At 72.1% G+C, this 19728-nt stretch carries 19 protein-coding genes; 7 read left to right on the top strand and 12 right to left on the bottom strand.

Annotation, left to right across the window (positions count from 1 at the left end; genetic code table 11):
• Both G3I42_RS08120 and G3I42_RS08115 read right to left on the bottom strand, forming a co-directional pair.
• Positions 1 to 758 (bottom strand): phosphoribosyltransferase domain-containing protein (locus G3I42_RS08120; protein WP_343244482.1); only part of this gene is annotated, 758 nt, incomplete at its 3' end.
• A 62-nt stretch (positions 759 to 820) separates the two neighbouring features.
• Positions 821 to 1996, bottom strand: coding sequence for an HpcH/HpaI aldolase/citrate lyase family protein (locus tag G3I42_RS08115; protein WP_164283784.1), 1176 nt, complete (start codon positions 1994 to 1996; stop codon positions 821 to 823).
• A 196-nt stretch (positions 1997 to 2192) separates the two neighbouring features.
• Between G3I42_RS08115 and G3I42_RS08110 the strand changes: the two genes are divergently transcribed.
• Entirely contained in the window at positions 2193 to 2930 is a 738-nt protein-coding gene (locus G3I42_RS08110) for a TerD family protein (RefSeq protein WP_164283782.1), read from the top strand.
• 105 nt (positions 2931 to 3035) lie between these two features.
• Here the strand turns inward: G3I42_RS08110 and G3I42_RS08105 are convergent, their stop codons facing one another.
• From G3I42_RS08105 to G3I42_RS08080, 6 genes are all read right to left on the bottom strand, one after another.
• Positions 3036 to 3791: a Tellurium resistance gene (locus tag G3I42_RS08105; RefSeq protein ID WP_164283780.1), complete on the bottom strand. Its 756-nt coding sequence runs from the start codon at positions 3789 to 3791 to the stop codon at positions 3036 to 3038.
• A 181-nt stretch (positions 3792 to 3972) separates the two neighbouring features.
• Positions 3973 to 5100: a DUF475 domain-containing protein gene (locus G3I42_RS08100; RefSeq protein ID WP_164283778.1), complete on the bottom strand. Its 1128-nt coding sequence runs from the start codon at positions 5098 to 5100 to the stop codon at positions 3973 to 3975.
• A gap of 73 nt (positions 5101 to 5173) precedes the next feature.
• A complete protein-coding gene (locus G3I42_RS08095) occupies positions 5174 to 5749 on the bottom strand; it encodes a TerD family protein (RefSeq protein WP_164283776.1) in 576 nt (191 codons plus the stop codon).
• Between the two features lie 170 nt (positions 5750 to 5919).
• The gene (locus G3I42_RS08090) at positions 5920 to 6495 is read right to left on the bottom strand and encodes a TerD family protein (RefSeq protein ID WP_164283774.1); all 576 of its coding nucleotides are present in this window, start codon (positions 6493 to 6495) and stop codon (positions 5920 to 5922) included.
• Between the two features lie 185 nt (positions 6496 to 6680).
• On the bottom strand, positions 6681 to 7139 hold the full coding sequence (locus G3I42_RS08085) for a peroxiredoxin (RefSeq protein ID WP_164283772.1): 459 nt from the start codon (positions 7137 to 7139) through the stop codon (positions 6681 to 6683).
• 143 nt (positions 7140 to 7282) lie between these two features.
• Positions 7283 to 7723 (bottom strand): DUF3052 domain-containing protein, encoded by a 441-nt coding sequence (locus G3I42_RS08080; RefSeq protein WP_164283770.1) that lies wholly within the window; start codon positions 7721 to 7723, stop codon positions 7283 to 7285.
• A 452-nt stretch (positions 7724 to 8175) separates the two neighbouring features.
• Between G3I42_RS08080 and aceE the strand changes: the two genes are divergently transcribed.
• Positions 8176 to 10902: a pyruvate dehydrogenase (acetyl-transferring), homodimeric type gene (gene aceE, locus G3I42_RS08075; RefSeq protein ID WP_164283768.1), complete on the top strand. Its 2727-nt coding sequence runs from the start codon at positions 8176 to 8178 to the stop codon at positions 10900 to 10902.
• Between the two features lie 71 nt (positions 10903 to 10973).
• On the opposite strand, the gene G3I42_RS08070 is transcribed toward aceE, so the two are convergent.
• Both G3I42_RS08070 and G3I42_RS08065 read right to left on the bottom strand, forming a co-directional pair.
• Entirely contained in the window at positions 10974 to 11357 is a 384-nt protein-coding gene (locus G3I42_RS08070) for a peptidase inhibitor family I36 protein (protein WP_164283766.1), read from the bottom strand.
• Between the two features lie 197 nt (positions 11358 to 11554).
• Entirely contained in the window at positions 11555 to 13168 is a 1614-nt protein-coding gene (locus G3I42_RS08065) for an MFS transporter (RefSeq protein WP_164283764.1), read from the bottom strand.
• A gap of 130 nt (positions 13169 to 13298) precedes the next feature.
• On the opposite strand from G3I42_RS08065, the gene G3I42_RS08060 reads away from it, so the two are divergent.
• The 3 genes from G3I42_RS08060 (at position 13299) to G3I42_RS08050 (ending at position 16622) form a co-directional block, all read left to right on the top strand.
• Positions 13299 to 14138 (top strand): TetR family transcriptional regulator, encoded by an 840-nt coding sequence (locus G3I42_RS08060; protein ID WP_164283762.1) that lies wholly within the window; start codon positions 13299 to 13301, stop codon positions 14136 to 14138.
• Between the two features lie 129 nt (positions 14139 to 14267).
• Positions 14268 to 15485, top strand: coding sequence for an alpha/beta hydrolase (locus G3I42_RS08055; RefSeq protein WP_164283760.1), 1218 nt, complete (start codon positions 14268 to 14270; stop codon positions 15483 to 15485).
• A gap of 204 nt (positions 15486 to 15689) precedes the next feature.
• On the top strand, positions 15690 to 16622 hold the full coding sequence (locus G3I42_RS08050) for a DUF4429 domain-containing protein (RefSeq protein ID WP_164283757.1): 933 nt from the start codon (positions 15690 to 15692) through the stop codon (positions 16620 to 16622).
• A gap of 13 nt (positions 16623 to 16635) precedes the next feature.
• Here the strand turns inward: G3I42_RS08050 and G3I42_RS08045 are convergent, their stop codons facing one another.
• Entirely contained in the window at positions 16636 to 17112 is a 477-nt protein-coding gene (locus G3I42_RS08045; protein WP_164283755.1) for a MerR family transcriptional regulator, read from the bottom strand.
• Positions 17113 to 17220: 108 nt separating this feature from the next.
• Here G3I42_RS08045 and G3I42_RS08040 point away from each other — a divergent pair, with 108 nt between their 5' ends.
• The gene (locus G3I42_RS08040; RefSeq protein ID WP_164283753.1) at positions 17221 to 18075 is read left to right on the top strand and encodes a serine hydrolase domain-containing protein; all 855 of its coding nucleotides are present in this window, start codon (positions 17221 to 17223) and stop codon (positions 18073 to 18075) included.
• 22 nt (positions 18076 to 18097) lie between these two features.
• On the opposite strand, the gene G3I42_RS08035 is transcribed toward G3I42_RS08040, so the two are convergent.
• On the bottom strand, positions 18098 to 18778 hold the full coding sequence (locus G3I42_RS08035; protein ID WP_164283751.1) for a pirin family protein: 681 nt from the start codon (positions 18776 to 18778) through the stop codon (positions 18098 to 18100).
• A 93-nt stretch (positions 18779 to 18871) separates the two neighbouring features.
• Here G3I42_RS08035 and G3I42_RS08030 point away from each other — a divergent pair.
• Positions 18872 to 19728: PucR family transcriptional regulator (locus tag G3I42_RS08030; RefSeq protein WP_164283750.1), on the top strand; the 857-nt coding region annotated here is incomplete at its 3' end.

The raw sequence follows: 19728 nt of genomic DNA, 5'->3' as shown, positions 1-19728 counted from the left end.
AGGCGCAGGGGGGTCGCGGGCGGCCGTACGTCGTCGGTACGTGCCGGGGCGGCGGCCTGCCGCGCTTCCTCGGCCGCGACCAGCGCGAGCCCCCGCTCCAGGACGTCCGGGGGCAGTTCGACGTGCCCGGCCACGGCGGCGACGAGATCGATGCGCGCGTCCAGCTCGGCGGCGAGGGCGTCGAGGCGGGCGCGGTCGGCGGGGCCGCGCATGTCGGTGAGGGCGACGACGACGTAGCGGGCGCGCGGGCGCAGGGCGTGCAGTGCGCGCAGCGTGTTGATGACGGTGGAGCCGGTCGAGAACTCGTCGTCGACGAGGACGAGCGGGCCGGGCGCGGTGAGCAGCGCGGGGTCGGCGGGGAGCAGGAGGTGCGAGGTGGCGTGCGAGTGCGCCTCCTCGAAGCCGCCGGCCGGCGTGATGCCGGGGACGGGGCGGCGCGTGCTGTGGAGGTACGGGGCGGTGCCGATGCCGTCGGCGACGCAGTGCCCGAGCGCGGTGGCCGTCTCGGCGTACCCGAGGACGACGGCCCCTTCGGCGGCGTCCCCGAGCAGCGCGCGGACCTCGCGGCCGAGCGCGCGGCCGGTCTCGGCGACGACGCGCGGGGAGCGCGGGACGTGCTTGCCGAGGACGTGCGAGACGAGGAGGTGGGCGCGCTTGGGGTTGCGGCGCAGCGCGAGCCCGAGCAGTTCCTCGATGCCGGGGTCGCCGCTCAGCCGTACGCCGAGGCGCTCGGCGACCCAGCTTCCTGTCCACACCACGTGTTCGTCTCTCTCGCTCGGTCTCAGGGGGCCACGTCCTGCCTGGCGCAGGGGGGCGGGGCTCACAGGGTCTCCTGCGGGGTGACGGCGGCGAGGAGGTCGACGAAGCCGATGTCCTCGCGGGCGACGCCGAAGGCGTCCGCGCGGCGCAGGGTGCGCTGGGCCCAGGCGCGGTGCGGCTTCACCTCGTTCATCTTGTTCGTGTACGCGGAGCGGAGCACCCCGCCGCCGCCCCGCTCGGGCCGCAGGATGTCCTCGGCGTCGCTGTACTCCTCGTGCGTGACGACGGAGAGGGCGTGCACGGGGGCGACGTGGCTGGGGTGGATGCAGGTCTTGCCGAGCAGTCCGTTGGCGCGGTCGAGCGCGATCTCGCGCAGGAGGCCGTCCATGTCGCGCTCGATGAGCGCGTCCCGCAGCTCGTCCGCCTCGCCGCCGACGAAGGGCGTGCGCCGCAGCTGGGGCTTGAACATGCGCTCGGCGACGGGGAAGTACTCCCACACGGGGCCGGTGATCGTGAAGCCGGTGCCGTCCGCGCGGCCGAGGACGTTGACGACGTCGGCGATGACCGAGGCGACGATGCGGACGTCGTAGGCCGTGAGGTCGGCGGGTCTGCGCAGCCCGTAGGCGGAGCAGAAGTCGGTGACGCCGAGGCGCAGCGCGAGGACGCGGGAACGGTGGGCGCGCACCGTGCGCGCGATTCCGGCCAGCGCCTCGTGGCGGGTCTCCAGGTGGAGCAGTTCGGGCGATTCGAGGACGGGCATCGCGTGGAGCCGGTGCCCGGCGGCGGTCTCGGCGGCGGCGAGGGCCTCCAGGAAGGCGAGTCCGCACTTCTCGGTGAACTTGGGCAGGACGAAGCCGCTGAGTACGCGGATCGAGGGGCCGAGGCGGCGGGCGAGATCGCTGAGCTGCTCGGGTGTGCGGACCCGTACGAAGAGCAGCGGGAGCGCGTCGGCGGGCCCGGCGGCGAGGACGCCGAGCTGGTGGACGAGGTTCCGCTCGGCGGCGGGCACGTCCTCGTCGCTGATGGAGTCCTCCAGGCACAGCACCATGGAGACCGTCCCGCGCGCGGCCTGCTTGCGCACGTCCTCGGCGAGCCGGGGTCGCGTCGCCGGCGTGTACAGCGTCGCGCCGAGCGCGGTCGCGAGGAACTCCGGCGGCGAGTCCGCGGCGAAGGCGCGCGGTTCCCGGTGGAAGAGCCGCGCGCGCTCCGCCGGGGCGATGTGCCCGAAATGCTGCATCTGACCCCTCAAGAGGAAGAAACGTTCGAGTAGAAGTGACCGGTAATAGTACGTACGAGCTACCCGGAGTGGTTCCCTCAGCCCGTGAACTTCTGGTAACCGGGGGTGGGCGGCTCGCTACGAAAGGGGCGCTCGCCCGTGCGCCACGGGGGCACCCGCGTTGTCCGCGAGTGCCTCGGGAAGGCAGGATGACGGCATGACGCACGCCATGCTGAAAGGCTCGAACGTCCCGGTCGAGGCGGCGGCGGTCCGCGCCGTCGTGTGCTGGTCGCCCAGCCCCGAGGTCTCGGTGGTCGACGCCTCGGCGCTGCTCCTCGGGGCGGACGGACGCGTGCGCTCGGACGACGACTTCGTCTTCTACAACCAGCCCCGGCATCCCTCGGGGACGGTGTGGAGCCTCGGGAAGCGGCGCCTGGGCAACGCGATGCGGGACACGATTCAGGCCGATCTGACGCGCGTGGACGCGGAGGTGGAGCGCGTTCTGCTCGTCGCCTCGGCCGAGAGCCTGCCCTTCGAGGGGGTACGGGATCTGCGCCTGCTGCTGCTCGACGCGGCGGCCGGGGAGAACGCGGAGCCGTACGCGTCCTTCGAGATCCGCGCGGAGACGGGCGCCGAGACGGCGCTGATCTGCGGGGAGCTGTACCGCAGGGGCGGCGAGTGGAAGTTCCGTGCGCTCGGCGAGGGCTACAGCAACGGCCTGATCGGCCTGGCGACGGACTTCGGCATCACGGTCGACGAATCAGCGGCCCCCGACCAGGCCCCGGCCCCGGAACCGTTCCCCGTCCCGGCCCCCGCGCCCGCCTACGGCTACCCGGAGCCCCCCACGGCCCCCCCGGCCCCGTACGGCTACCCCCCACAACCGGACCCCTACGGCTACCCCCAGCACGAGCCGGAGAGCGGCCTCCCATTGATGGGCCCGCAGTTCATCAGGTAACGCGGTCAACCGGCCGCACCAAGAATCCGGCCGGCACCGATATCCAGCCCCTCCGGCGTTTGAGGAGCGGGGTCTGGGGCGGAGCCCCAGAAACCCGCCCCCGCGTCAGCGCCCCGCCTTGGACTTGAACCCCCTCCCCCACTGCAACCCCCACCCGTACAACCGGTCCAGCTCCGCCTGGAACCCGTACACGAACCGCACCTCCCGGTGCACCACGAGCTCCCCCTTCACGTTCTCGATCCTCAGCACCGCGCACGACCGTGCCTCCGGGGCCCGCTCGTCGAGGTCGATGACGATCTGCCGGCCGCTGCTGGGGTAGAGGGTGACCTGCGCCTGCGTCCGGTCGAAGGCGGGCGTCTGGTCGTAGATGTAGACGAAGACGAGCAGTCGCTTGAACTCGTCCTTCTGGTCGAGGTTGATGTACATCGTCTCGCCGGACGGGGCGCCGAAGCGGTCGTCGCCGCTGAGCTTGAGGTAGGGCGGCTCGTTGAGGTCGCCGAGGAAGCCGCCGAGCGGCTGCACGACGCCCTTGGTGCCGTCCTTCAGCTCGTAGAGGCAGCCGAGGTCGAGGTCGACGTTGACCATGGACTGCGTGTGCGCCTGGACGACGTCGGGCTGGAAGAACTTCAGCGGGTTGCGCCAGCCGCCGCGCAGCCCGCGCAGCCCCGTGCCGGGGCGCCGCTCGCCGAAGTCGCTCGTCCGCATCCGCCAGGAGAGGTTGACCCGCAGGTTCCCCGAGACGGCGCCCTCTTTGGAGAGGGAGACCGTGGGGTGCCGTTTGGTCAGTTCGATCGCGCTGCCGCTCGTGTTTCCGCTGTCGAAAGCGGCGGCTCCGCCCCGCAGCCCGTCCAGGAAGGCCATGCCCACACACCTCTGTCGTTCCGGTCGTGACCAACGCGCGTGGGGGCGGCCCGAGGTGTCCTCGGACCGCCCCCACGAAGAGGGTGCCCAGCGCCCGGGGCCCGTTACACCAGGGCCCGCGCTTCGGCCGTGACCTGGCCGAAAGCGCGCGGCCCCGGCGTCTCCCGGGTCCCGCGAGGGCTCAGACGGCGACCTTCTCCGCCTCGTGCCCCTCCTCCGCCGCGATGCGCTTGTTGCGCCGCACCGAGGACCAGAAGGAGGCGGCGATCAGCACGACGCCGATGAGCCCCGTGACGACCTCGGGGATCTCGTACCGGATGGTGACGAGGAGGAGGACGGAGAGGGCGCCGATCGCGTAGTGGGCGCCGTGCTCCAGGTAGACGTAGTCGTCCAGGGTGCCCTGGCGGACGAGGTAGACGGTCAGCGAACGGATGTACATCGCGCCGATGCCGAGGCCGAGCGCCATCAGGATGATGTCGTTGGTGATCGCGAAGGCGCCGATGACCCCGTCGAAGGAGAAGGAGGCGTCGATGACTTCGAGGTAGAGGAACATGAAGAAGGCGCCCTTGCCGGCGAGCGCGACGGCGGAGCGGGACTTGCCGCTCTTGACGGCCGCCTCCTCGCGTTCCTCCTCGGCTTCCTCCTCCTCTTCGAGTTTGTTCTCGAAGAATCCGGAGAGCCCGCCGACGATGAGATACGTGATGAGCCCGGCGATCCCGGAGAGCAGGACCGTTTCGGCCTTGTCGACGTGACCACCGCCGTGCACGTGCGCGTGCGTGGCGACCGTCATCGAGGCGATGAGCAGCAGGATCAGGGCGACGCAGACCGACAGCATGTCGACCTTGCCGAGCTTGGCGAGCGGGCGCTCCAGCCAGCCCAGCCACTTGATGTCGTGGTCCTCGAAGATGAAGTCGAGGAAGATCATCATCAGGAACATCCCGCCGAAGGCCGCGATGGCCGGGTGGGCGTCGGTGACGAGTTCCTGGTAGTGGTCCTTGTTGTTGATCGCGAGGTCCACGGCGTCGACCGGGTTGATCTTGGCGGTGACCGCCACGATCAGGACCGGGAAGACGAGCCGCATGCCGAAGACGGCGATCAGGACGCCGACGGTGAGGAAGATCTTCTGCCAGAAGGCGTTCATCTTCTTCAGGATTCCGGCATTGATCACCGCGTTGTCGAAGGAGAGCGAGATCTCCAGGACCGCGAGGATCGCGACGACGCCGAAAGCGGTCCAGCCGCCATAGAACGCGGCGGCGACGAGCCCGAGCACGGTGATCCCGAAGGACCAGCCGAAGGTTTTCAACAGCACTGCGTATTCCCCATCGTTGGAGGGCCCCTCCGGACCTGTCTGGAGGAGCACTCCCTCCGCGCCGTGTCCGGCTTTACGAAACGTTGACCCCGAAGTCTAGAGCGATGCCCCTCAGGCCGGACGCGTACCCCTGACCGACCGCCCGGAACTTCCATTCCTGTCCGTAGCGGTAGACCTCGCCGAAGATCATCGCGGTCTCGGTCGAGGCGTCCTCGGAGAGGTCGTACCGGGCGAGTTCCTGCCCGTCCGCCTGGTTGACCACGCGGATGAAGGCGTTGGACACCTGCCCGAAGCTCTGCCTGCGGGCCTCGGCCTCGTGGATGGAGACGGCGAAGACGATCTTGTCGCAGTGCGCGGGGACCTTGACGAGGTCGACGAGGAGCGATTCGTCGTCGCCCTCGCCCTCGCCCGTGAGGTTGTCCCCGGTGTGCTCGACGGAGCCGTCGGGGCTGGTGAGCTGGTTGTAGAAGACGAACCACTCGTCGCCGAGGACCCGTCCGTTCGCGCACAGCAGGGCGCTGGCGTCGAGGTCGAAGGGGGCGCCGGTGGTCGAGCGGGCGTCCCAGCCGAGACCGACGAGGACGTTGCTCAGGTTCGGCGCGGCTTTGGAGAGGGAGACATTGCCTCCCTTGGCGAGCGTGACACCCATGTGTTTCCTCCCCTGATGGACCTGGTGGAGCCGGTGGAGCCGGTGGACCTGGCGGAGCCGGCGGTACGGGCCGCGGGCGCGCACAGGCGGTACGGAAGGGCCGCGCGCCGTCCGTCCTGCCGCCCTGCGGGCGACGGAGGCGGCGCGCGGCCGTGTCCCGCCGGGTGGGCTCAGACGTTGACGCCGAAGTCCTGGGCGATGCCGCGCAGGCCCGAGGCGTAGCCCTGGCCGATGGCACGGAACTTCCACTCGGCCCCGTTGCGGTACAGCTCGCCGAAGACCATGGCGGTCTCGGTCGAGGCGTCCTCGGAGAGGTCGTAGCGGGCGATCTCGGTGCCGCCGTCCTGGTTCACGACGCGGATGAAGGCGTTGCGGACCTGGCCGAAGGACTGCTGGCGGTTCTCGGCGTCGTAGATCGAGACCGGGAAGACGATCTTGTCGACGGTCGCGGGGACCCCGGCGAGGTTGACCTTGATCTGCTCGTCGTCGCCCTCGCCCTCACCGGTGGTGTTGTCACCGGTGTGCTCGACGGAGCCGTCGGAGCTCTTGAGGTTGTTGAAGAAGACGAAGTCCCCGTCGCCGGAGACCTTGCCCTCGGCGTTGGTGAGGATCGCGCTGGCGTCGAGGTCGAAGTCGGTGCCGGTCGTCGTGCGCACGTCCCAGCCGAGACCCACGGTCACGGCGGTGAGACCGGGGGCCTCCTTGGTCAGGGATACGTTGCCGCCCTTGCTGAGGCTGACTCCCACGGGTCCTCCAATGATGTCGGGGGTGGGTGGCGAGTGCCGGTCGCCACCTTCGTACGTCGTTATCCGGGACAACGTACGGATAGTAGTGACCGGTTCCCGCCGGAAACGGGCTCTTTCGCCCGGGGGCCCGCAGTGCGTGTCGGAGCCCCGGGACGGGCCGCGGAACGAGCCGGTGACGGGCCCGGTCAGAGCGTGTCGAGCGCCTTGAGGTACTCGCCGAGGTCGCGCGCGTCCGGGAGGTCGTTGACGACCGTCCAGCGCACGACGCCCTCCTTGTCGATGATGAAGGTGCCGCGCACCGCGCAGCCCTTGTCCTCCGCGAAGACACCGTAGGCGCGCGAGACCTCGCCGTGCGGCCAGAAGTCGGAGAGCAGCGGGTACTCCAGGCCCTCCTGCTCGGCGAAGACGCGCAGGCTGTGCATCGAGTCGTTCGAGACGGCGAGGAGCTGGGTGTCGTCGTTCTCGAACTTCGGCAGCTCGTCGCGCAGGGCGCACAGCTCACCGGTGCAGACCCCGGTGAAGGCGAACGGGAAGAAGAGAAGCACCACGTTCTTCTCGCCGCGGAAGTCCGAGAGGCGCACGGTGCGGCCGTGGTTGTCCTTGAGCTCGAACTCGGGGGCCTTGGTGCCGGCCTCGATCGCCATGGGTACCGATCCTTTGCGGTGATACGTACGGGTAAGGGCACCCTGGCCCGTACGGGCCAGGCGCCGACCCCACCCTACGCACCGGGCCCCCGCCGCCCCAGAGGAGTCTGTGGAGCGAGGGGGCCCGGTGGGCGCTGTACGGTTCAGCGCTTGGTCTTCGCGTTGGCCTTCGGGGTGACCAGACGGGTGCCGATCCAGTCCTTGCCGACACTCGTGCTCTTGGTCTGGGTGAATCCGGCGGTCCGCGCCGCGTCGTTGATGTCGCTCGGCTCGACGTACCCGTCCCGGCCCGTCTTCGGGGTCAGGAGCAGGACGAGGTCACCGTCGTCGACCAGCTGGGAGGCGTCGACCAGCGCGTCCGTCAGGTCGCCGTCGTCGTCGCGGAACCACAGGACGACGGCGTCGACGACGTCCTCGTAGTCCTCGTCCGCCAGCTCCGTGCCGGTGGCTTCTTCGATGGCCTCGCGGAGTTCCTGGTCGACGTCCTCGTCGTAGCCGATCTCCTGGACCACCTGCTCGGGCTGGAAACCCAGCCGTACGGCAGGGCTGGTCCGCTCCTCCGCGTGGTCCGCGGTCGCGCTCACGGATTGCCTCCTGATCGTTTCGGGATGTGCTGCGCCCCCGCGGGCGCGGGGGCATGGGGCGTAGTCCACACGGGCGGGACCGATCGCGCAAGTACCCGGGAGCCGAGACCGCCGAAACGGTGACTTTCCGGGCGGTGTCCTCCAACTTCGGACACCTTTGCGCTCCGCTTCGTGCAGTCGCCCATGGTGCCCATTGTTCCCTAATTCTCCCCTGCGGCACCTGGGCCCCCTCGTGGGGCTCCGCCCCAGACCCCGCTCCTCAATCGCCGGAGGGGCTGATTTCCGCGCGGGACTCCTCTTCAGCCCCTCCGGCGTTTGAGGAGCGGGGTTCGGGGCGGAGCCCCGAGGGAAGCCGTCAGGGAGGCCGAGCCCGCCGCGCCCGGGTTCACCGTCCGCACGCAGACCCGGACATATCGTGTCACCCCCCGCTCCCGCCCCCCGAAGGGAACCCCGTGCCCCAGGACCCCACCCCGATCATCATCGGCGGCCTCCCCAGCCAGGTCCCCGACTTCGATCCCGAGGAGACCCAGGAGTGGCTCGACTCGCTCGACGCGGCCGTCGACGAACGCGGCAGCGAGCGCGCCCGCTACCTGATGCTCCGCCTCATCGAGCGGGCCCGCGAGAAACGCGTCGCCGTGCCGGAGATGCGCAGCACCGACTACGTCAACACGATCGCGACGAAGGACGAGCCCTTCTTCCCCGGCAACGAGGAGGTCGAGCGCAAGGTCCTCAACGCCACGCGGTGGAACGCGGCGGTCATGGTCTCGCGCGCGCAGCGCCCCGGGATCGGCGTCGGCGGGCACATCGCGACGTTCGCCTCCTCGGCGAGCCTCTACGACGTCGGCTTCAACCACTTCTTCCGGGGCAAGGACGAGGGCGACGGCGGCGACCAGATCTTCTTCCAGGGCCACGCCTCGCCCGGCATCTACGCCCGCGCCTTTCTCCTGGACCGTCTCACCGAGGCCCAGCTCGACGGGTTCCGGCAGGAGAAGTCGAAGGCCCCGAACGGGCTGCCGAGCTACCCGCACCCGCGCTCGATGCCGGACTTCTGGGAGTTCCCGACCGTCTCGATGGGCCTCGGGCCGCTCTCGGCGATCTACCAGGCGCGGATGAACCGCTACATGGCGGCGCGCGGGATCGCCGACACCTCGCGCTCGCACGTGTGGGCCTTCCTCGGCGACGGCGAGATGGACGAGGTCGAGTCGCTCGGCCAGCTCTCGATCGCCGCGCGCGAGAACCTCGACAACCTGACCTTCGTCGTCAACTGCAACCTCCAGCGCCTCGACGGCCCGGTGCGCGGCAACGGCAAGATCATCCAGGAGCTGGAGTCGCAGTTCCGGGGCGCGGGCTGGAACGTGATCAAGCTGATCTGGGACCGCACGTGGGACCCGCTGCTCGCGCAGGACCGCGACGGCCTGCTCGTCAACAAGCTGAACACGACGCCGGACGGCCAGTTCCAGACGTACGCCACGGAGACGGGCGCGTACATCAGGGAGCACTTCTTCGGCGGCGACCAGCGGCTGCGCTCCATGGTCGAGAACATGAGCGACGAGCAGATCCTGCACCTGGGGCGCGGGGGCCACGACCACCGCAAGGTGTACGCGGCGTTCTCGGCCGCGAAGGAGCACAAGGGCCAGCCGACGGTGATCCTCGCGCAGACCGTCAAGGGCTGGACGCTCGGGCCGAACTTCGAGGGCCGCAACGCGACCCACCAGATGAAGAAGCTCACGGTCGACGACCTCAAGGGCTTCCGCGACCGCCTCCACCTGCCGATCCCGGACAGGGACCTGGAGGGCGGTCTGCCCCCGTACTTCCACCCGGGCAGGGACTCCGAGGAGATCCAGTACATGCACGAGCGGCGGCAGGCGCTCGGCGGGTACGTGCCGACGCGGGTCGTGCGCGCGAAGCCCCTCGAACTGCCGGGGGACAAGACGTACGCGACGGTGAAGAAGGGCACGGGCCAGCAGGCGATCGCCACGACGATGGCGTTCGTACGGCTGCTCAAGGATCTCCTGCGGGACAAGGAGATCGGGCGGCGCTTCGTGCTCATCGCGCCCGACGAGTACCGCACGTTCGGGATGGACTCCTTCTTCCCGAGCGCGAAGATCTACAACCCGCTCGGCCAGCAGTACGAGTCGGTCGACCGTGAACTCCTGCTCGCCTACAAGGAGTCGCCGACCGGCCAGTTGCTGCACGACGGCATCTCGGAGGCGGGCTGCGTCGCCTCGCTCATCGCGGCGGGCTCCGCGTACGCGACGCACGGCGAACCGCTCATCCCCGTCTACGTCTTCTACTCGATGTTCGGTTTCCAGCGCACCGGCGACCAGTTCTGGCAGATGGGCGACCAGTTGGCGCGCGGTTTCGCCCTCGGCGCGACCGCCGGGCGCACGACGCTGACCGGCGAGGGGCTTCAGCACGCGGACGGCCAGTCCCAGTTGCTCGCCTCGGCGAACCCGGCGTGCGTCGCCTACGACCCCGCCTACGGCTACGAGATCGCGCACATCGTCCGCGACGGGCTGCGGCGCATGTACGGGCCCGAGGCGGAGGACGTCTTCTACTACCTGACGGTCTACAACGAGCCGATCCGGCACCCGGCCGAGCCGGAGGACGTGGACGTCGAGGGCATCCTCCAGGGCCTGCACCTGCTGCGCCGCGGCGAGGCCGGGAGCCAGCGCGCGCAGATCCTCGCCTCGGGCGTCGCGGTGCCGTGGGCGCTGGAGGCGCAGCGGCTGCTCGCCGAGGACTGGGACGTGCGCGCGGACGTGTGGTCGGCGACCTCGTGGAACGAGCTGCGGCGCGAGGCGGTCGCGGCCGAGGAGCACAACCTCCTCCACCCGGAGGAGGAGACGCGGGTGCCGTACGTGACGCGGAAGCTGGCGGACGCGGGCGGCCCGTACGTGGCCGTATCCGACTGGATGCGGAGCGTTCCCGACCAGATCGCGCGGTGGGTGCCGGGGCGGTACGGGTCGCTGGGCGCCGACGGCTTCGGCTTCGCCGATACGCGGGGGGCGGCGCGGCGCTTCTTCCACATCGACGCGCCTTCGATCGTGCTGGGCGTCCTGACGGAGCTGGTGCGGGACGGGGCGCTCGAACACGGGGTGCTGCGGCGGGCGATCGACCGCTACCAGTTGCTGGATGTGGCGGCGGCCGATCCCGGTGCGGCCGGGGGCGACGCGTAATCCCTCCGGCGGGGCGGGCCTCCCGGGGCTCCGCCCCGGGATCACGCCGGAGGGTCGCGCCTGTGCCCCGGTCACCTCTCCCAGATCTTGAACGCCCTTACCTTGTAAGGCGATTCAGGAAGCCACGTGCCCCCGCCGGGATACGTCTCGAACTCGCCCGTCTCGCCGCACTCCGCGGACTGGTACGTCGTCACCGGGCGGCCGGTGCGGTTCGCCAGCGAGAGGGCTCCCGTTCTGCCGCTCAGCGGGACGCAGCTCTCGATGTCGGTGCCGGAGAGTTCGTGGACGGTGCGGCGGCCCCCGTACCCCGTCGCGGGCCACAGGCACAGTTCGCCCCGGCCGCACGCGCCGGAGGAGCCGGGGGCGGTACGTACCGGGGCCGCCGCCTCGGCCGGGGTGAGGAGGGTCGCGCCGAGGGCGAGGGCGCAGGCGAGCGTCGTGAGGGTCGTACGCATGGGAGCGGGGTCCTTTCGGTGGGCGGTTCCGAGGCGCACTCTGGGCCGCGCCGTACCCGCTCGGGAAGCCGCCACGAGCGGGACCGCACTGATAGGGGAAAAGCCCCGGGACCGCGCGAAGGGCCCCACCGGGTGAGCCGGTGGGGCCCTTCGTTGACGCCTGCGCGGACGCCTCCATCGACGCCTGCGCGGACGCCTCAGATGTGCGCGGCGCCCGCCGCGTCGGCCGCGTTGTCGCCCCGCTTCGTGAGCGTCGCGACGGCCGCCGCGACGAGGGCGACGATCCCGGCGACGGTGCAGGCCAGGCCCATGCCGGACATGAAGGTGTCGTGGGCGACGGTCGTGATCCGCGCGGCGACGTCCCCCGGGGTGTGCGGCGGCACGGGCGGCACGCCGAGCTGGACGGCCTGGGACGCCTGGTCGAGCTGAGCGCCCTGGAGCTTCGGCAGCCCCGCGTCCGTCCAGTTGCCCGGGAGGTCCTTGTTGACGCGCGCGGCCATGACGGCGCCGAGCACGGCCGTGCCCAGCGCGCCGCCGACCTGCATCGCCGACTGCTGGAGGCCGCCCGCGACGCCGGAGAGTTCGAGCGGCGCGTTGCCGACGATGACCTCCGTGGCACCGACCATGACGGGCGCGAGACCGAGGCCGAGGAGCGCGAACCACAGCGACATCGTGACCGTCCCCGTGTCCGCCTCCAGGGTCGAGAGGCCGAACATCGAGGCCGCCGTGGCGAGCATCCCGCCGACGAGCGGCACGCGCGGCCCGAAGCGCGTGATGAGCACCCCGGCGATCGGCGAGGCGATGATCATCATGGCGGTGAGCGGGAGCAGGTGCAGGCCGCTGTCGACGGCGCTGAGCCGGTGCACGCCCTGGAGGTAGAAGGTGACGAAGAAGATGCCGCCGAGGAAGGCGATCGCCATGAGCACCATGAGCACGGTGCCCGCCGAGAGCGCGACCGAGCGGAACATGGCGAGCGGCACGAGCGGTTCCTTGGCGCGCGTCTGCCAGTAGGCGAAGGCGGCGAAGCACACGAGGGAGAGGGCGAGGAGCCCCCACGTGCGCCCGTCGCTCCAGCTCCAGCCGTCACCCGTTTTGATGATCGCGAAGATCAGCGAGCACATGGCTCCGGAGAGCAGCACGATGCCCGGGACGTCGAAGGAGCGCGGGGCGTTCTCGGCGCGGTGGTCCTTGAGGATGAAGAGGCCGAGGACGAGCGCGGCGACGCCGACGGGCACGTTGACGAAGAACACGGACTGCCAGGAGACGTGCTCGACGAGCAGTCCGCCGACGATCGGGCCGCCCGCCGTGGACGCGCCGATCACCATGCCCCAGATGCCGATGGCCATGTTGAGCTTCTCGGCGGGGAAGGTCGCGCGCAGCAGGCCGAGCGCGGCCGGCATCAGGAGGGCGCCGAAGAGCCCTTGCAGGACGCGGAAGGCGACGACGAGCGAGACGCTGGAGGAGAGCCCGATGATGCCGGAGGCGAGCGCGAAGCCCGCCACGCCTATCAGGAAGGTCTGGCGGTGGCCGAAGCGGTCGCCGAGCTTGCCCGCCGTGATGAGCGCCACCGCGAGGGCCAGGAGGTAGCCGTTGGTGATCCACTGCACCCCGGCGAGGCTGGTGTCGAGGTCGTCCGCGATGGCCGGGTTCGCGATGGCGACGATGGTGCCGTCAAGGGCGACCATCATGACGCCGATAGCAACTCCGAAGAGGGTCAGCCAAGGACGGCCGCGCAGGCTGCCGCGTGCTCCCTTGCCGACGGGCGCGAGCGGCGTCCCGTCCTCCGGTCCGACGGTGGTCTGACTAGTCATGGCGGTCAAATTACTGTCACCGCATGCCAGTTGACAATCAATTTCATATGCCGGTAACTGACGGAACCGCACCCCGGGACAAAGGGCCAGCTCATGCGCGTGGGCCCCGGGCGAAGGAGCGAGGAGCAAGGTGACGGAGCAGAGGCAGGTCCGCGAGACGGGCGGCGCGCGCGAGGCGGGCGATGCGGGCGCGCGGGGTGGTCCGCGCGCGGCGGGCGGCCTGCGCGAGCGCAAGAAGACGCGCACCCGGGAGCGGCTCCTGCGCACGGCGCTGGAACTCTTCGCCGCCTGCGGCTACGAGAGCACGACGGTGGACGAGATCGCCGCCCGCGCCGAGGTCTCGACCCGTACCTTCTTCCGCTACTTCGCCACCAAGGAGCACGTCGCCCTCGCGACCCAGGAACTCATCGAGCGCTGGTTCCTCCAGGCCCTGCGCGCCCGCCCCGCGGGCGAGCCCCCGGTGCTCGCGCTGCGCCGCGCGGTCCTGGAGTCCTGGGGCGAACTGCCCGAGGTGGCCGGGCTCTCCGTCCCCGTGGACCTGCATCTGCGCACGTGCCGGCTCGTGGCCAGGACCCCCGCGCTGCTCGCCGCGCGGCTGCGGCGGGCGAGCGAGAGCGAGGAGGAGATGGCGCGCGTGATCGCCGCCCGCGAGGGTGTCGACCCGGAACGCGACCTGCGGCCCCGCGTCGTGGTCGCGGCCTTCGGCGGCGTGATGCGGCTCACCGAGCACCGCTGGGGCGCCGGTCAGGACGGCAGCGTCGAGGCGCTGCGCGCCCTCGCCGTCCAGCACCTGGACCACCTGGCCCCCGCGCTGGTCCGGGAGTGGGACGGGGCGGAGCGCGGCACGGGCGGAGCGCACGGTACGGGTACGGAGCCGGGCGACCGTACCGGTCTCGTCCCGCGCCAGTCCGCGACGGCCGAGCAGGGCGCCCGCGTCCTTCCGCCCGACGAGGAGGCCGTCCGCTCCTGAGGCGAAGGGCCGCCCGGTACCGCGCGCCCGGACGGGTGCGGGCCGATCGGCTCCCATCCGGCGGGCGGCAGGGTGATGTGGCTCACCGGTTTGGCCCGCGGCACTTGCCGTCTCCTAGGGTGTGGCGCAGTGACTTCCTTCGACTCGTCCCCCCAACTCAACGCCTGGCGAGCGCTGCTCGCGGTGGCGGTCGTCTTCGTCATGCTCGCCACGACCGGCTGGACGGCGGTCAGGGCCCGGCACGACCCGGGCGGCCCGCTCCAGTTGTCGGTACAGGCATGGAACCACGCGCGCCTCGACCACCACGCCCTGCCGGACGCCGCCTCGCCGCCGGAGCGCCTGCGCGAGTTCTTCGCCGCGCTGCGTCCTGCCCAGCGCAAGCGGCTCGCGCACCGCTTCCCGCTCGCCGTGGGCAACATGAACGGCGCCCCGCTCACGCTGCGCTACGCCGCCAACCGGCTCGCGCTCACCCAGGCCCGCGACCACGAGGTGCGCCGTACCCGCGACCCGCGCCTGTCGCCGGACGGACACGACGAGGCGGCGGACCTGGTGGCGCGCTACACCTCGATGCTCCGCCCGGACCGCGACTTCCTCGCCTTCGACCCGAACGGCTCGGGCCGCGCGGCGGAGGTCTTCGGCGATCTCACGCACGCGCGCCGCGTCTCGGTCGTCGTCCCGGGGGTCGACACCGCGCTCATGACCTTCGAGCGCACCAACCGGCCCTTCACCGCGCCGTCGGGGATGGGCCGCTCGCTCTACGCCGCCGAACGCGCGGCGGCGCCCCGGGCCCGTACCGCCGTGATCGCCTGGGCCGACTACACGGCGCCCGGCGGGATCGGCATCGAGGCGGCGACGGCGAGCCGGGCGCAGGAGGGCGCGGGGCGCCTCGACGACTTCGTGCGGGGGCTGCCGGGCGGCCTGAAGGTCGCGCTCGTGTGCCACAGCTACGGCTCGGTGGTGTGCGGGGTCGCGGCCGACCGGCTGCCGCGCGCGGTCACCGACATCGCGGTCGCGGGCAGTCCGGGGATGCGCAGCGGGAGCGCGGCCGGGCTCGGCACGACGGCGCGGGTGTGGGCGACGCGGGATGCCGGCGACTGGATCAGGGACGTGCCGCACGTCGAGTTCGGCGCGCTCGGGCACGGCGCCGACCCGGTCGGCAGAGACTTCGGCGCGCGGGTCTTCTCCTCGACGGGCGCGGTGGGGCACGGTGGCTACTTCGTGCCCGGTACGGCGAGTTTGCGCAATCTCGCGCACATCGGCACGGGGGACTTCGGTGACGTCGGCTGCGCGCCGGGCGGCGCGGGGTGCAGGACGGGGGTGCCCGCGCGGGGTACGAGCCGCGCCTGAGCGGCGGCCCCGTGCCGTACCCGTACCGGCGGCGGACCGCCGGGACGCGGAGCGGAGACGGAACGTCCGTACCCGCCACCGCGTACACCGGGCGGGACGGGAGAGAAGCAAGAGGTCGGGGCCCGGGAGAAAAGCGCCGGTCAAGCGGACCGGTGGGCCGCAGGAGAGGGGACGGAGACGCGCGTGCCGCATACGATGAGCCGCATGGGTGATGTATTGGCCGGTTTCCATGCCACCTGGGAGTTCGCGGAGGACTCCGTGCTCATCCGCTACGAACGGGGAATCCGGACACCGAAGCTGCTCCAGGTGCTCGGGGAGCGACGGGTGCCGCTCGCGGCGATCGACACGGTGACGCTCGCCCCGGGGCGGCGCGGCACCGTCGTGCTGCGCTGCGTGCCGCGCGCGGGCGCCGACCCGCTGATGGAGGCGGCGGCGGGGCAGCTCAAGGAGAGCTGCGATCCGTACCGCCTCGTGCTGCCCGCCGAGCGCGAGGAGCTGGCCGAATTCCACGCGGCGCAGATCCGCGACCGCCTCGGTCCCGGCGTGGCCGAGCCCGCCGAGAGCTTCCTCGTCGCGGCGCCCGAGGGGCCGCAGCACTTCAAGGCGTACGACGGCAAGGCGAGTTTCGACGGCTCGGTGGTCTCCTTCCGCTGGTCGCGCACGGGCGCGTCGAGCGCGAAGTGGAAGGCGGGCGACCAGTCCTTCCCCGTCGCGACGCTGAGCGGAGTGGAGTGGCGCTCGCCCGAGATACTCGACGGCTACCTGCGCCTGCTGCCCCGCCACCCGGGCCCCGGCCCGGCCGCGGGTCCCGGCGCGGCCCTGGGACCCGGCACGGCCGCGGGGACCGGGACGGCCAAGAGGCCCGCCGCCGACCACGACCCGGCGGCCGTCGTCTTCGGCCTCGGGTACGGCCCCGTGCACGAGTCCCTCCCCTTCGCCGCCGCCGTCCTCGCCGCGGCCCGCAGCAGCGCGGCGCGCGGCGGTACGAGCGAGACCGCGCCACCCGTCGCCGCCCTGCGCTCCGACCCCGCCGACATCGCCGAACGCATCCGCCACCTCGGCGAACTGCACCTCGCGGGGCTGCTCACGGACGAGGAGTTCACGACGAAGAAGAAGGAGTTGCTGGCGCAGCTGTGAGAGCCCGCGCCCGTCACGAACCCGCGGAGTAGATCCCGATCTTGTGGTCGAGGACCCCCAGCGTGTCCTGCAGGGCCGCGATCCGCGAGCGGACCTCCTCGCGCGTCGCCTCCAGGAGTTCGCGGCGCTCGGCGACCGTGTGCTCCCCCGCCCTCGACAGCTCCCCGTACCGCACCATGTCCGCCACCGACATCCCCGTCAGCCGCAGCTTGTTGACGAACGAGAGCCATTCGAGGTCGCGGTTGTTGTACCTGCGCTGCCCGGTGTGCGAGCGGTCCACCTCTTCGAGCAGCCCGATGCGCTCGTACCAGCGCAGGGTGTGGGCGCTGAGCCCGGTGAGCGTGACGACCTCGCTGATCGTGTAGTGGTCCCTGCCCTCCGGGCGCGGGTACTCGGCCAGCTTCGCGAGGCACAGGTCGCGGCCGTTGACCGGGCCCGCGGGGGCGACGTCGACCGGGCCTGCGGGGGCGGCGGGGTGGGCGAGGGTCATGGGTGTCCCTTCGGGTGAGGCGGACCGCACCCACGGTAGAACCCTTGAGCGCACTCCAGGCAATACGCGCTCGCGGGTGGCCTGAAGACGGCGCCTAGACTCGCCCGCATGGAGAGCCCCGTGAGCCCTGAGCGCGCTGAGAGCCTTGACAGCCTGAAGTCGGTCGCGGACTGGCCCGTCCCGACCGCCGCCGCCGGCGTCGTCCGCGCCGACGGGACCGTCCTCGGGCGGCACGGCCCGGCGGACCACCGCTTCTGGCTCGCGTCCGTGACCAAGCCGCTCGCCGCGTACGGCTTCCTGCTCGCGTACGAGGAGGGGGCGATCGAACTCGACGAGCCGGCCGGGCCCGAGGGCGCGACCGTGCGCCACCTCCTCGCCCACACCAGCGGCCTCGCCTTCGACGAGGACCGCGTCCAGGCCGCGCCCGGGACCCGCCGCATCTACTCCAACGCCGGTTTCGAGGCGCTCGGCGCGCACGTCGCGCGGGCGACCGGCATCCCCTTCGCCGCGTACCTGCGCGAAGGCGTCTTCGAACCGCTCGGGATGCGCGCGACCGCGCTGGAGGGCTCGCCGGCCAAGGACGGCCACTCGACCGTGGACGACCTGCTCCTCTTCGCCGCCGAGTTGCAGGCGCCGCGCCTGCTCGACGCGGGCACCGTCGCGGAGGCGACGCGCGTGGCCTTCCCCGGCCTGAGCGGCGTCCTGCCCGGCTACGGGCAGCAGAAGCCGAACGACTGGGGCCTCGGCTTCGAGATCCGCGACGGCAAGTCCCCGCACTGGACGGGCGCGCACTCCTCACCGCGCACTTTCGGCCACTTCGGGCAGTCGGGGACCTTCCTCTGGGTCGACCCGGAGGCGGGCGCGGCGTGCGTCGCGCTCACCGACCGCGCCTTCGGCCCCTGGGCGATCGAGGCGTGGCCGCCGCTGACGGACGCGGTGCTCGCGGAACTGCGGAGCGCCTGAGCGCCTGAGCGCCTGAGCGGCCTTACGCGAAGGGGTCGGCCAGTTCCAGGAGCAGCACCTCGCACGCCGTGCGCGCCCGCAGCGCCGCCCCCGCCACGTCGGCCCCGTCCCGCACCCGTACGGAATCGCCCGACGCCAGCCGCTCGCCGCCCGGCAACTCGGCCTCCCCGCGCACGACGTGGACGTACCCGTACGGCGCGGCCGGCAGCGGCAGCGTCGCGCCCGCCTCCGGGCGGGCGACGCGCAGCACGGCGCCCGCCTCGGGGACCCCGTAGGGCTGCGCGAGCGCGCGGACGACGGTGTAGCGGGGGGTGAGGGCGGGGGTGCGGGCGGCGAGCCAGAGTTGCAGGAAGACGAGGGGCCCAGCGCCGTCGTTGCGCTCGACGTGGTGGACGCCGGCGCCCGCGCCGAGGTGCTGGAGGTCGCCGGGGCGCACGAGGGTGGAGCGGCCCCGCGAGTCGCGGTGGCGCAGCTCCCCGGAGACCACCCAGGTGAGCAGTTCCGTGTCGCTGTGCCGGTGCTCGGCGAACCCCGCGCCCGCGGCGAGGTGTTCCTCGTTGCAGGCGGTGAGCGGGCCGAGGCGCAGGTTGTCCGGGTCGTAGTACGGGCCGAAGGAGAAGGCGTGCCGGGTCGTGATGCCCGCCTCCGGCTCTCCGCCCGGGTAGCGGTCAGCGCCGCGTCGTACGTCGATCACGGCGCCCACCGTAGCGGCGCCACACGGCGTCACGTACCGCGTACGGGACGTCACGGACCCCGGCCGCCGCGTTCGGCGACGCGATAAGGCAGTCTTGGTCCCGTGCCCGACTCCGTATCCCGCCCCGCCGCCTCGCCCGCCTCCCCGGCCCCCGCGCACCCGCACGCGGCGACCCTCAAGCGGCTGGAGCACTCCTCGGGACGGCTCGCCGCCCGTGCCATCCAGCGGATGGACGAGACGCTGCCCTGGTACCGGGCGATGCCTCCCGAGCACCGCTCGTGGATCGGGCTCGTGGCGCAGGCGGGGATCGCGGCCTTCACGGAGTGGTTCCGCCACCCCGAGGCCCCGCAGGCGATCTCCACGGACGTCTTCGGGACGGCTCCGCGCGAGCTGACCCGGGCGGTCACGCTGCGGCAGACCGTCGAGATGGTCCGTACGACGATCGAGGTCATGGAGAGCGCGATCGACGACGTGGCCGCGCCGGGCGACGAGGCGGTGCTGCGCGAGGCGCTGCTGCGGTACGCCCGCGAGATCGCCTTCGCGACGGCGCAGGTCTACGCGCAGGCCGCCGAGGCGCGCGGCGCCTGGGACGCGCGCCTGGAGTCCCTCGTGGTCAACGCGGTGCTCTCCGGGGAGGCCGACGAGGGCACCGTCTCGCGCGCCGCCGCGCTCGGCTGGAACGCGCCCGAGTACGTGTGCGTCCTGCTCGGCACCGCGCCCGACGGGGACAGCGAACTGACCGTCGAGGCGATCCGGCGCGCCGCCCGGCACGCCAAGCTCCAGGTCCTCACCGGGGTGCTCGGCAGCCGTCTCGTCGTCATCGCGGGCGGCAGCGACAACCCGCTCGCCGTCGCGAAATCCCTGATCGGCCCGTACGCGGCCGGTCCGGTCGTCGCCGGGCCCGTGGTCCCGGACCTGCTCGCCGCGACCCGCTCGGCGGCGGCGGCCGCGGCCGGGCT

The organism is Streptomyces sp. SID11385 (genome assembly GCF_010548245.1).
Classification (GTDB): domain Bacteria; phylum Actinomycetota; class Actinomycetes; order Streptomycetales; family Streptomycetaceae; genus Streptomyces.
Note: the sequence above shows the minus strand (reverse complement) of the source record. Positions and strands in the feature narration are given on the sequence as shown.